The 12,282-nt window shown below is 67.0% G+C and carries 10 protein-coding genes and 1 pseudogene; all 11 read left to right on the plus strand.

All coding sequences use genetic code 11. The features are described 5' to 3' along the window. Nucleotides 1–511: 511 nt before the first annotated feature. Nucleotides 512–637 (plus strand): annotated as a pseudogene (locus tag DPA01S_RS16430) (acetyl-CoA C-acetyltransferase); the annotation flags it as partial. A gap of 373 nt (nt 638–1,010) precedes the next feature. Continuing rightward, entirely contained in the window at nt 1,011–1,790 is a 780-nt protein-coding gene (locus tag DPA01S_RS13530; RefSeq protein WP_109149116.1) for an ABC transporter ATP-binding protein, read from the plus strand. Beyond that, a complete protein-coding gene (locus DPA01S_RS13535; RefSeq protein WP_061229819.1) occupies nt 1,787–2,512 on the plus strand; it encodes an ABC transporter ATP-binding protein in 726 nt (241 codons plus the stop codon). The genes DPA01S_RS13530 and DPA01S_RS13535 overlap by 4 nt, the downstream gene beginning before the upstream one ends. Then, entirely contained in the window at nt 2,509–3,450 is a 942-nt protein-coding gene (locus DPA01S_RS13540; RefSeq protein WP_061229818.1) for a branched-chain amino acid ABC transporter permease, read from the plus strand. The genes DPA01S_RS13535 and DPA01S_RS13540 overlap by 4 nt, the downstream gene beginning before the upstream one ends. Continuing rightward, the gene (locus DPA01S_RS13545) at nt 3,447–4,574 is read left to right on the plus strand and encodes a branched-chain amino acid ABC transporter permease (protein WP_082767840.1); all 1,128 of its coding nucleotides are present in this window, start codon (nt 3,447–3,449) and stop codon (nt 4,572–4,574) included. The genes DPA01S_RS13540 and DPA01S_RS13545 overlap by 4 nt, the downstream gene beginning before the upstream one ends. Next, complete coding sequence (locus tag DPA01S_RS13550) at nt 4,574–5,857, plus strand: ABC transporter substrate-binding protein (RefSeq protein WP_082767839.1); 1,284 nt, start codon at nt 4,574–4,576, stop codon at nt 5,855–5,857. The genes DPA01S_RS13545 and DPA01S_RS13550 overlap by 1 nt, the downstream gene beginning before the upstream one ends. Before the next feature lie 34 nt (nt 5,858–5,891). After that, a complete protein-coding gene (locus tag DPA01S_RS13555) occupies nt 5,892–6,491 on the plus strand; it encodes a TetR/AcrR family transcriptional regulator (RefSeq protein ID WP_061229815.1) in 600 nt (199 codons plus the stop codon). 42 nt (nt 6,492–6,533) lie between these two features. Further along, nucleotides 6,534–8,042 carry a carotenoid oxygenase family protein gene (locus DPA01S_RS13560; protein WP_061229814.1) on the plus strand — a complete coding sequence of 503 codons (1,509 nt, stop codon included), beginning with the start codon at nt 6,534–6,536 and terminating at the stop codon, nt 8,040–8,042. Further along, on the plus strand, nt 8,039–9,577 hold the full coding sequence (locus DPA01S_RS17065) for an alpha/beta fold hydrolase (protein WP_082767838.1): 1,539 nt from the start codon (nt 8,039–8,041) through the stop codon (nt 9,575–9,577). Before DPA01S_RS13560 ends, DPA01S_RS17065 begins: the two co-directional genes overlap by 4 nt. A gap of 1 nt (nt 9,578) precedes the next feature. Next, a complete protein-coding gene (locus DPA01S_RS13570; protein ID WP_061229813.1) occupies nt 9,579–11,087 on the plus strand; it encodes an aldehyde dehydrogenase family protein in 1,509 nt (502 codons plus the stop codon). Between the two features lies 1 nt (nt 11,088). After that, on the plus strand, nt 11,089–12,156 hold the full coding sequence (locus DPA01S_RS13575; protein ID WP_061229812.1) for an alcohol dehydrogenase catalytic domain-containing protein: 1,068 nt from the start codon (nt 11,089–11,091) through the stop codon (nt 12,154–12,156). Nucleotides 12,157–12,282 lie beyond the last annotated feature (126 nt).

Genomic DNA, 12,282 nt, shown 5'->3' on the forward strand with positions numbered 1-12,282 from the left:
GGGCCCGACCAGCCATTACGTTAACGCCGATAACTTATCTAATGTAAAGCTGTAGTTTGCGTATCGCATCAGATGAATCATTCGCCGAACCTTGAGCAGCCCCTCGTGCGCAGCTTCAGGGTCGGTCCCTACCTGCAGAATCATCTTCTCGGGGCGACGTCACCGTACAGACGCAGCCCGGACGCCGCGCCTGTAGGAGGCCTCATCGTACACCTCGACACGTTCTTGACCTGCATGAATCATCATTCCGCCTCATCTGATGCATCATTGAATCAGCAGGTGAAAGGGACTACCGAAGGCTTGCGATGCGCTTGGGCGGTCGCCCCTGCCAGCGCTTCGGGACGCGAACACGGCCGGAGCTGATACGCAGACCTTCCGCCAAACGATGCCGAGGTGCGCATACCGCGAACTCGACCCGTCCCGAACAGCTGACACGTCTGTCCACTATTGGCGATTCGCTGGACGAGGGCGCGGAATGACCGCGATTCGATATTGTGTCTTGGCGCGGGCTGCCCCGATCGCGCGGGTGCACACCGCGTCCCTGGCGGGCGATGACCCGGCCATCATGCTCACCGCGCCCATCCCGGCCACGGCCGAGGCCCTGCAGAAGTCCGGTCTGTCGCTCGACGACATCGGGCCCGGCGGGCCGGCTTCGGATCCGGCTTTGGCTTTGGCTTCCCCTCGACGATGTTCTCCGAATCCGTCGACTCCACCCGAAAAATTCCAGCCAAACTCGCCCAACCGAGTCCGCATCCTCCCGCGGCTGCCGATCAGCGCCTCTCCCCCGCCGCCACCCGAACGGCCGGGCTATCTCACCACCGGTCGGCGACACCCCGAGCCCGTATTGATTCTGTCCGAACTCGACACGACGATCGGCGAGTTCATCAGCGACAAGTATCACCACCGCACCCACCCGGAGATCTACGAGAGTCCGCACCGGGCCTGGCTCGGTGACGGGTGACTTTCTGGTACTTGACTTTACTGTAACGTAAAGCGGTATGGTGTGGCCCATGACACAGATAGAGCTGCCTCCCGTGATGGAGGTCACCTCGCTCCGGGTGCAATTCAGCGGAATTGTCGCCGTGGACGACGTGACCTTCGACGCCCGAGCCGGGCAGGTTCTCGGGCTCATCGGCCCCAACGGCGCGGGCAAGACCACGACCTTCAACGCGATCACCGGGATGGTCCCGTCCACGGGGACCATCGCCTTCAACGGGACCGAGATCTCAGGAATGCGAACCGAGCAGATCGCCCGACTCGGCATCGCCCGAACCTTCCAACACGCGGCCGTCGTCCCCGAGTTCACTGTCCGCGACAACGTCCTCATCGGCGCCCACCGGCATGGCCGCTTCGGCTGGATCCGCAGCGGGCTCCGCCTCGGTTCCGCGAAGGAGGCCCGTGAGGCAGCCGAGCGCGCCGACAGTGCCATCGAGAGGCTGGGCCTGCAGTCCATCGCCGATCGCACCTGCTCCGAACTGGGACTGCCCAACCTCAAGCAGGTCGAGCTGGCCCGGGCCATCGCCTTCGAACCGCGCGTCCTCCTGCTGGACGAACCGGCCAACGGGCTCACCCACTCCGAGGTCGACGAGCTCGCCGAGAAGATCGCCGGCCTGCACCGCGACAGCGACCTGTGCATCGTCCTGGTGGAGCACCACATGGGGCTCATCCGCGCCGTGTCGGACAAGCTCGTCGTCCTCAACTTCGGTTCCGTCCTGGCCCAGGGCGAGCCGAACGAGGTCTTGAGCCGAGCCGACGTCGTCGAGGCCTACCTGGGGGTGGGAGCGGCATGAGTGCACTCCTCGACGTCCGCGGCCTGAACGCGTCGTACGGAGCCATCCGGGTCCTCCACGGTGTCGACCTCAGGGTCGCCCCCGGGGCCATCACGCTTCTGCTCGGCGCCAACGGCGCCGGTAAGACCACGACGCTCCGCGCGATCAGTGGGACCGTCAAGGCCACCGGCTCCATCAAGTTCGAGGGCAAGGAGATCCTCGGCCGTGCGCCGTCCACAATCGCTCGCGCCGGCATCGCCCATGTCCCGCAGGGGCGCGGCACCTTCGCGGAGCTGTCGGTCCACGAGAACCTTCAGACCGGTGCGATCTTCCGCAAGGACCGAGCCGCCGCGACCAAGGAGATCGACCACTGGTTCGAACGGTTCCCTGTCCTGGGCAAGCGGCGCAGTCAGCCCGCCGGGTTGCTCAGTGGCGGCGAGCAACAGATGCTCGCCATCGCCAGGGCCATGCTCAGCGCCCCTAAGCTCCTCATGCTCGACGAGCCATCACTCGGCCTCGCGCCCAAGATCGTCCGCGAGATCCTCCAGTTCTTCGGGGAGATCAACCGGGAGTCAGGCATGGCGATCCTCGTTGTGGAACAGAACGCAGAACTCGCCCTTGAGTTCGCGCACCACGGGTTCGTCCTCGAAGTCGGACGCACCGCCCTCGCCGGTACGGCCGAGGAGCTCAGCGGTAACCCGGCCGTCCAGCAGGCCTACCTCGGAGGGGAGATCGCCAAATGAACGCCATTTTTAACGCCGACTACTTCCAACTCAACATCGTCCTGCAGAGCCTGATCAACGGCTTGTCCAACGGCGTCCTGTACGCCTTCCTCGCACTCGCCCTGGTCTTCATCTTCAAGACCTCCAATCAGCTGAACTTCGCCCAGGGCGAGATGTCGATGGTCGGGGCGTTCGTCGTCTTCACCATCTCCAGTCTCCTCGGCGTGAACGTGTGGGTCGCGATGCTGCTCGCCATGGTGGTGATGTTCCTCATCGGTGCCCTGGCCTGGCGGTTTCTGCTCAAACCGGTGCCACAAACCAGCTCCTACGCCCCGTTGATCGTGCTTCTGGGCCTCTTCCTCCTCTTCAACGCCGGAGCTGCGGCGATCTGGGGTACCGGCACCGAGCGGGGACTATCCCCGCTACCCAACGGCCTCGGTGACCAAGTCGAACTCCTCACCGGCGTCCCGGTCGTCCACATCACCTACTTCACGCTCGGCGGCATCGCCCTGCTGTTGGTGACCTTCACTGCGATCGAGCTGTGGCTGAACAAGACCAGGATGGGCCTGGCATACCGAGCGGTGACCTCCAACCCTGAATCGGCCACCTACCTCGGTATCAGCCGCACCCAGCTCCTCACCATCGGCTGGGGCCTCGCCGCCGCCATCGGCGTATTCGTGGGCGTGTTGTTCTCTCAGCAGGCCGGCATCCTCCACAACAACCTGCTGATCAACGGCCTACTCTTCGGATTCGCTGCAGCGGCACTTGGTGGATTCGACAGTCTGCCCGGCGCCCTTATCGGCGGCCTGGTGGTGGGGCTGCTCGAAGCGACCGTCCCCAGCGCCATCAACTTCCTCGGCCCGGAACTCAACGTCGCCGTCGCTCTGGCAGTGATCTTCCTCGTCCTCGTCCTCAAGCCCAGCGGTCTCCTCGGATCGGCAAAGGTGGTCAGACCATGAATTCCACGGCAACAGCGCCCGCACCACACGCGGGTGCGACCGGCGCCGCCCCAGTGCCGGCCCCGCAGTCCAGGACCAACAGACTCCGTGCCCTCGCGCGTCGGCCGTTCGTCACCGCCGGTCTGCTCGCAGTGGTGGCCGTCGCCATCGCGTTCGCCCGTCCCGACTTCGAGTTGATCAGCTTCTCCAAGGCGGTCGTGTACGCCGTGGCGATCCTCGGACTGTCTGTGGTCGTCGGATTCAGCGGTCAGCTCTCCCTCGCCCAGGGCGCTTTCGTCGGACTCGGCGCCTACACAGGCGCGATCCTCGTCGCCGACTACAACTGGCCCATCTTGGCGACCATCCCGGTGGCCGCGGTGCTGGGCTTCCTGGCCGGCTGTCTACTCGGCCTGCCTGCGCTCCGCGTCAAGGGACACTACCTCGCCACCATGACGCTCGGACTCGCCATCGTGTTCCCGATGATCATCAAGCGATACTCGGACTTCACCGGCGGAGCCAACGGCAAGTTGGCCCGCGTCGACCTGACGGCGCCCGAATGGCTCGCCCTCACAAACACCCAGTTCCGCTTCCTCGTCATCTGTGCGATCGCCGGGCTGTGCTTCCTGTTCGTCTCCAACATCGCCCGCTCGCGTGTCGGCCGGGCGATGGCGCTCATCCGCTCCAACGAGTCCGCCGCGCTGAGCAACGGCATCGCCGTTCGCAAACAGCGAGTCCTGGCCTTCGGTTACGCCGGCCTGCTCGGTGCCGTTGCCGGGCCGCTACTCATCATGGTTCTCGAGGTGGCGGGGCCGGACGACTACGCCCTGCTGTTCACGATCCTGCTCACCACCGGACTCATCGTGGGCGGCGTCAACAGTCTGTGGGGCGCGCTCATCGGCGGCGGCGTCATCGCCTTCCTCCCGTCCTTCACAGCGGACGTGGTCGGCGGGCCGCAGGCCAACATCCTCTACGCGATCGTCCTGATCGCGATGGTCTTCCTCCTACCTTGCGGGTTGGCATCGCTGCCGACTGCGGTCCCCGGCTGGATCGCCAGGTACCGCGAGCGCGGATCCGCGCGCACCTCCAGAACGGCCGCCCAGGCCTCCGATACCTCTACCTCCCCGACACCCTCAACCCAGGAGTGATGATGAAGAGCTTCACCAAGATGATCGCAATGTGCGCGGTCGGCGCCCTCGCCATGACCGGTTGCGCCCGCGGCGACTCCAGCTCCGAAGGCGGCACCGCCAGCGGACCGGTGCCCGCGGACTCCTGCCCGGCCGACGCCCTGGCCGCCGTGCCGGACGGCGAGCCGATCAAGATCGGCGTAAGCCTGGCGCAGTCCGGGCCGCTGGCCGTGGTCAACAACATCGCGCAGGCGATCGACGCGGTGTTCAAGGAGGCCAACGAGGCCGGCGGCGTCGAGGGACACCCCCTCGAACTAGTGGTCAAGGATGACGCCTTCGAAACCGCCCGCGCGGTCACCAACGTCCGGGAGCTCATCGACAGCGAACAGGTCACCGCGATGGTGGCACAGGTCGGAACCCCCCTGGTCGCCGCCACACAGCCGTTCGCTGAGGAGAGCTGCACCCCGCAGCTTTGGACCGCCACTGGTGTGTCCGACATCGCGGCCAACCCCGAGGCCCACCCGTTCACGACGGCCAACCTCATGCCGTACGAGACCGAAGCCGCGCTGTGGATCCGCTCGCTCACCGAGAGCGGCCGTGACGGCGGACGGATCGTTCTTGTGACCACGGACGACGACCGTGCAAAGGTGTTCGAGCAGGGCGTCCGCGACGCCGTCGAGGGAACGAACTTCGAACTGGTCGGCACCGAGCAGGTCGCCGCAGCCGCCCCGAGCGTCACTGCACAGATCAATGGGGCTATGGCGCAGAACCCGGATGTCGTCCTCCTGGGTACCAACACCACCGCATGCCCGCCGCTGATCACCGGTCTGCGCCGAGCCGACTTCGGTGGCCAGATCATCGTCAACAACACCTGCGCAGCCATGAAGTCCAACTTCATGCCCATCGGCGCCACCGCGAACGGCGTCCAGGTGCTCACCGTGACCGACGACCCCGCCAACCCGGTGACGGCCGAGGACCCGGAGATGCTCCAGTACCGCGAGACGCTAGGCAAGTTCGCTCCGCAGGCCGACGTCGACAGCTCCTACACTGCCGGCGGCTACCAGATCGGCAAGCTCATGCTCGACGTGCTCGAGCAGGCCGCCGGCCTGGATGGCGGCCTCAACCGGGTCAATGTCATGAACGCGGCCTGGACGATTGACACCGAGATCCCGATCGGTCCGGACGGCGCCAAGACCTCGCTCGACTGGGTGAACGATCCCAACTGGCGCGACGAGGTCCAGCTCATGGAGTACCAGCACGGGGAGGGCCTGAAGTCGGTCGTGGATGTTATATCCATCAACTGACAGCCTCTGAACCACCCTGAAAGGACCCACGACAGTGACTCAACAGACCCAGCCCGGTCGGCCCCGGAACGTCTCCACCGATGACGCGATACTGGAAGCCGCCGCGCTGCGGCTGAGCCGTGACGGCTACGAGCGCACCTCGATCGACCTGGTGGCCCGTGACGCCGGCGTGACCCGGCCCACGGTCTACCGGCGGTGGCCATCGAAGGACGAGTTGGTCATCGCCGCGGTCGCCAACCAGATCAAAGGCTCGGTCCACGAGCCCACGGGAGACCTGCGCCGCGACCTCATGGACCAGGCCGAGTCGCTGGTCGAACGCTGGTCGAGCAACCACTACGTCGGGATGCTCGGCACCGCGATCGTCGAACGCCGACACCACCCTGCGATCTACGAGCAACTGCTGGAGAAGCTCGTCGAACCTCGCCGTCGGCAGATGCGCGACATCCTCGAGACCGCTCAGACCAATGGACAGGCCCGCCCGGACCTCGACATCGAGGTCATCGTCGCCATGTTCGTCGGCTCGTTCTACGCCATGACCATCGCCGGTCGCTGGGAGGAGGGCGAGAACTGGGCCACCAGGCTCACCGACACCATCCTCGCCGTCATCGCCCCTCCCGAACCCCCTCACGAGTAAGCACCGTTTCGGCCCGGATCGGGCCCGAAGGAGAGCAGTACCATGTTCGAAGTCAACGACACCGTCTACATCGATGTCCCCGACGACGAGTCCATCGACAATCCGTGGCTCAAGGGACCCTGGCGCCCCCAGGGCCGCGAGTACGCGGTGAGCAGCGACGAGCTCGAGGTGATCGGCACGATCCCCAAAGACCTTGACGGACTCTACGTGCGCAACACCCACAACCAGGCGCTGCTGCCCAAGGGCGTCTACCACCCGTTCGACGGCGACGGGATGCTCCACGCGGTCCGGTTCCGCGACGGCAAGGCCGAGTACCGCAACGCGTTCGTGCGCACCACAGGCTTCCTCGCCGAGCAGGGCGCCAAGAAGTCCCTCTGGCCCGGCATCATGGAGCCGGAGAAGTACGAGCGTCGCGGCTGGGGATCGATGGGCGCGATGAAGGACAACGCCGGCACCGACGTCAAGGCGCACGCCGGCAAGCTCTACGCCACAATGTCCCAGGGTTCGGAGCCGTGGACCCTCAGCCCCACCACCCTCGAAACACTTGGTCCCAATACCAACTGGGCCAAGTTCGTCCCGGGCGGTATGGCCTCGCATTACAAGGTCGACAACTCGACCGGCGACATGATCTTCTTCAACTTCGCCGAGAAGCCGCCGTACCTAAACTACGGCGTGGTGAACAAGGAGGACAACCTCGTCCACTTCGTACCGATCGATCTGCCGGGCGCCCGCTGGCCCCACGACATCGGCATGACCGAGAACTACTCGGTCCTGCACGACCTGCCGTACTTCTTCGACGCCGACCTGCTGGAGAAGGGCATCCGCCGCGGCAAGTTCCACAACGACATCCCGGCGCGGTTCGGCATCATCCCCCGCTTCGGCCGCAGCGAGGACGTCCGCTGGTTCGAGGCCAAGCCGGCCTGGATCATGCACCTGGCCAACTGTTACGAACAGGGCGACTGGATCATCCAGGACGGCTGCATCTGGCCCGAACTGGTCAAGCCCCCGGTGGGCGGCACCGAGGCGCACGACATCTACGCACGCATCAAGCGCAACGTCGACGCCACAGCCACCGGCTCGCACATGTACCGGTGGATGTTCAACCTCAAGACGGGCGAGGTGCGGGAATTCCCGCTGGACGACGAGGTCACGGAGTTCCCCGTCATCTCCAACGACGTCCAGGGCCTGCCCTACCGCTACAGCTACAACGCCACGTTCCTGCCTGGAGAGTGGCTGCTCACCGGCCTCAAGCGCTACGACATGACGGAGGACAAGACCACCCGCCTCGAGTTCGGCGAGGGCCGCTTCGGCAGCGAGCCGGCCATCGCGCGGGGGCTTGACGCGACCGATCGCGAGGACGACGGCTACGGAATCACCTTTGTCACCGACATGGTCGAGGACCGATCGGAGGCGGTGATCTTCCGGCTCGACGACATGGAGTCGGGGCCGATCTGCCGGATCATCCTGCCCGAGCGGATCTCGGTGGGCACCCACGCCTGCTGGGTCGAAGGCGACCGCATCGAGGGCGAAGGGCGGGCGCTGGCCGTATGACCACCATCGTCTTTCTCCCCGGCCTCCACAACGACTCCCTAGTGTGGGACCCCGTGCGCCGCGCACTGCCCGAGCGCTTCGAGACGGTCGCGTTGGACTTGCCCGCCGTGCCGGACCTCGACGCGCTGGTCGACTCCGTGGCCGAGCAGGTGCCACCCGCGTCCGTGGTGGTGGGCCACTCCTTCGGCGGCGTCATCGCCATGCGACTCGCCGAGCGCCATCCGTCCCTGGTCGCGGGGCTCGCCCTGGTCAACAGTCCTGACGACGACGAGGACGCAGACTCGGCAGCCCAGCGCGTGCAGCGGGCTGCCGATCTTTCCGACGAGCAGTACGAACAGCTCGCCGTGGGCCGGATGAACCTGGTGTTCCACGGTGAGCGTGCCGATGACCCGGCGGTCCGCGAGGAGCGACTGCGCGGGGCCCGCGCATACGGCCCGCAACGGTTCGCCGCCCACGCGGTGGCTCTGGGCCAGCGACCGGACCGCGCACAGTTCCTCGCCGGACTCGACGTGCCGGTGCTGGTGGTGACCGCCGAGCACGATCAGGTCGTACCGACCGAGCGCCAGCGGGAATGGGCCCGTTCCAACGACGTCGAGTACGTCGAGATCCCCGACACCGCGCACATGCTGCCGTCGGAGGAGCCGGGCCTGGTCGCGGACGCGATCAGCGACTGGTGGCGTCGCGCCGAGGCCGGTCGCGGACTGGTGGCCACCACACTGCCCGAGGGGCCACTTCCGGACTACGAGGTCGCAGGCAGCGGAGACACCACACTGTTCCTCCTGCACGGCGCGTACGGCGACCGCTACTACTTCGAGGACTCGATCCGCCGCTGGACCGATGCGGGCCTTCGCGTCGTGGCGTGGACCTGCCCCGGCTACGGCGCCGGCGAGGAGGTCCCCGCCGGCTACGGCGTCCCGCTGCTCGCCGAGTACGCGGCGCGGCTGGTCCTGGCCGAGAAGACCCGGCACAACATCCTGCTGGGTCACTCCATGGGCGGCCTCATCGGCCCGCGCGTGCCGGCGCTGGTCGGCGACGCCCTGGACGGACTCATCCTGTCCGCAGCGTCCCCCGGCTTCACCAACCGGACCGAGGAGGACAAGGCCAAGTACCTCGAGGAACGGGTCGAGCCCATCACGAAGGGCGGCCTCACCGTCCCCGAGTACGCCACCGGGCTGCTGACCTCGATGATGGCCCCCGGCGCGTCGGGGGCTCAGGTCGACAAGGTCTTCGAGGTGGTGTCCGCCATGAGAACCGAGGCGTTCCTGGCGTCGATGCAGGCGATCACGGAATACAACTCCGTGCCGTCACTGAAAACCCTGTCGCTGCCCACGATCATGCTGCCGGGAACCCACGACCCGGCGTGCAAGGCCGAGGGCATGCGCCGCATGCGCGACATGGTCGACGGAGCCCGCTACCACGAGTTCGCGGACGCAGGCCACTACGCCTTCGCAGAATGCCCTGAGGAGTATCACGAGGTCACCATGTCGTTCATCCGCGAGGTCGTGCCCGCGTTCGACACGGAAGAAGGCCGGTGACGTGACCGATCTGCTGAACACCTCTGAGGCGACGGAGCGTCTGGCCACGGCTGCGTTGCCGGAGTTGATAACGGTGATCGACGGCGATTTCGTCGACGGGGCCGGAGAGCAGTTCACCGTCACCTCGCCGGTGAACGGCGCTGTGCTGGGCACGCCCCGCGCAACCAGCCCAGCACAGGTCGCAGCGGCGACCCGGGCGGCTCGCGCGGCGCAGACCGCCTGGGCGGGCACCCCGGCCGACGACCGCTCCCGCATGCTCATGCGGTTGGGCATGGCACTGATCGGGGATCTCGACCGGCTCGCGCACCTCATCACCCTCGACAACGGCAAAACCTATGGTGAGGCCGTGCTGGACGTGTATGCCGCGGCCGGGCTCCTGGAGTCCGCGGCCGGCTGGGCCACCCGGGTCAAGGGCACCACAATGGTCGAAGGCAGTGGCCTCGAGCGGCTGACGTGGCGCGACCCGGTGGGCGTGGTCGGAATCTTCATGCCCTTCAACGCCCCGCTCATGTTCTCCGCCCTCAAGGCCGGGGCGGCGATCGCGGCCGGCAACACCGTGGTGGTCAAGTCCCCTGACCAGAACCCGTACGCGGCCGCCGCGTTCGCCGAGCACGCGGCCGCCGTGGGCATCCCCGCGGGGGTGATCAACCTCGTCCAGGGCGGCGCAGAGGTCGGGCGCGCACTGGTGGAGGCCGACGAGATCGACATGCTCTCGTTCACCGGCAGCAGCCGGGTCGGCGTGATGGTGGGCGAGGAAGCCGTGCGGCGACACAAGCGGCTCATCCTGGAGCTCGGCGGCAAGTCGGCCAACATCGTCTACGACGACGCCGACCTCGACCAGGCGGTCACGGGCTCACTCGGCGCGATCTTCCGCAACAGCGGCCAACGCTGCTTCTCTGGCTCGCGACTGTTGCTGCAGGACGGTATCCACGAGGAGTTCCTCGGCCGCTACGTGGCGGAGGCCTCCGGGCTGAGAGTGGGTGACCCGTTCGACCCGGCCACCCAGGTAGGCACACTCATCACCCATCGCGACGTCGACCGCGTGCATCAGATCGTCGAGCGGGCACGGGCGCAGGGCGCCACGGTCCTGTGCGGTGGCGAGCCGGTCACCACGCCCGGCGGCGGCGCCCACTATCCGCCCACGGTGATCGACTGCACCGATGTGCCCGACGCCTCCGTGCTCAAAGACGAGGTCTTCGGCCCGGTCGTGGCCGTGCAGATGTTCTCCACCGAGCAGCAGGCGATCGAGCTGGCCAACTCCACCGAGTACGCGCTCGCCGGTGGCTGCTGGACTGGCGACATCGGACGCGCTCTGCGCACCGCCCGCGCGGTGGACGCCGGGATGTTCTGGATCAACTCGTACGCCGTGCACGGTGGCGTGGAGACCACCATCGGCGGACGGCGGGCCTCCGGGTTCGGCCAGGAGATGGGCGAGGAAGGCTTCCTCGCCTACACCAACGTCAAGAGCGTGCTGATCGATGCGCACGGCACCAGTGCCAAGGAGATGTGAGATGAGCCAGTACCGCAAGGCGCGCGGCGCCGTGGTGACCTCGGCCGGCGGGCCCGTTCAGGTCGTCCCCATCGAAGTGCCCGAGCCCATCGGCACCGAAGTGCTGATCGCGGTCGAGGCGTGCGGGCTGTGCCACAGCGACCTGCACTACATCGACGGGAGCTCCGGAACGGACTTTCCCTACCTGCTCGGACACGAGATCGTCGGCCACATCGATTCCGTGGGACCCCAGGTCACCGGGCTGGAACCCGGGCAGCGTGTCGTCGTCGCCCTCATGGCCCCGTGCGGTGAGTGCGACCAGTGCCGTCGCGGCCGCGCGTTGTCGTGCGTCAACAAGATCCGGCCAGCCCGGTCGGCGCGACTGGAAACGGGCGAGACGCTCACCTCCGTGTTGGCCGCGGGCGGCCTGGCCACGCACGTCACGGTCGAGGCGCAGCACGTCTCCCCCATCACCGAGGCCCTCCCCGACGAGCAGGCCGCGTTGCTCGGATGCGGCATCCCGACCGGCTACGGGGCTGTACACAACACGGCCGGCGTGGTCGAAGGCGACGCCGTGGCGGTGATCGGCTCCGGGGGCGTGGGGCTGGCCGCCATCGGAGCGGCCAAGGCGGCCGGCGCTGGGCGGATCCTCGCGCTGGATCTCAACCCGGACAAGCTGGAGGAGGCCAAGTCCTTCGGGGCGACCGAGGTGCACGTACCCGGCCGGGGCGATCTGCCCACCGGATTCGACACGGTCATCGACGCCGTCGGCGGCGCGGCCACCCTGCGCACGGCGATCTCCCTGGCCGGTAGCGGCGCGCGCGTGATCCTCTCGGGGGCGCCCACGCAGACCGAGGTCGCCGACTACGGCATGCGCGAAGTCTTCCTCAAACGCCTGCGGATCGAGATCTCGCACTGGGGCGACTGCCTGCCCGAGCGCGACCTCGCGGACATCGTCAAACAGGTCGAAGACGGATACTTCCCCATAGCGCGGTACGTCAGCGAAGTCGTGCCACTCGACGACTGCGCGGCCGCCTACGAACGGCTGCGCGAAGGCAAAGTCCTTCGCTCGGTGATCCAGATCAGCTAGCGGGTGTCTTCTACGCAGGAGCAGCTAGCACGACCCTCGCACTTGACGTGTTCCACGGCACCTAATGACAGAAGTCCCGCGACCGAGTCGGCCGCGGGACTTCCCGAAGGGTCAGCAAACCCAGAT

The sequence above is a fragment of the Dietzia papillomatosis NBRC 105045 genome (genome assembly GCF_001570845.1).
In the GTDB taxonomy this organism is placed as follows: Bacteria; Actinomycetota; Actinomycetes; order Mycobacteriales; family Mycobacteriaceae; genus Dietzia; species Dietzia cinnamea.

Bases quoted from the DNA above. Each gene is read 5' to 3' on its own strand.
- DPA01S_RS13545 (WP_082767840.1), top strand. From the start codon at position 3,447: ATGAATTCCACGGCAACAGCGCCCGCACCACACGCGGGTGCGACCGGC.
- DPA01S_RS13530 (WP_109149116.1), top strand. From the start codon at position 1,011: ATGACACAGATAGAGCTGCCTCCCGTGATGGAGGTCACCTCGCTCCGG.
- DPA01S_RS13550 (WP_082767839.1), top strand. From the start codon at position 4,574: ATGATGAAGAGCTTCACCAAGATGATCGCAATGTGCGCGGTCGGCGCC.
- DPA01S_RS13560 (WP_061229814.1), top strand. From the start codon at position 6,534: ATGTTCGAAGTCAACGACACCGTCTACATCGATGTCCCCGACGACGAG.
- DPA01S_RS13540 (WP_061229818.1), top strand. From the start codon at position 2,509: ATGAACGCCATTTTTAACGCCGACTACTTCCAACTCAACATCGTCCTG.
- DPA01S_RS13535 (WP_061229819.1), top strand. From the start codon at position 1,787: ATGAGTGCACTCCTCGACGTCCGCGGCCTGAACGCGTCGTACGGAGCC.
- DPA01S_RS13575 (WP_061229812.1), top strand. From the start codon at position 11,089: ATGAGCCAGTACCGCAAGGCGCGCGGCGCCGTGGTGACCTCGGCCGGC.
- DPA01S_RS17065 (WP_082767838.1), top strand. From the start codon at position 8,039: ATGACCACCATCGTCTTTCTCCCCGGCCTCCACAACGACTCCCTAGTG.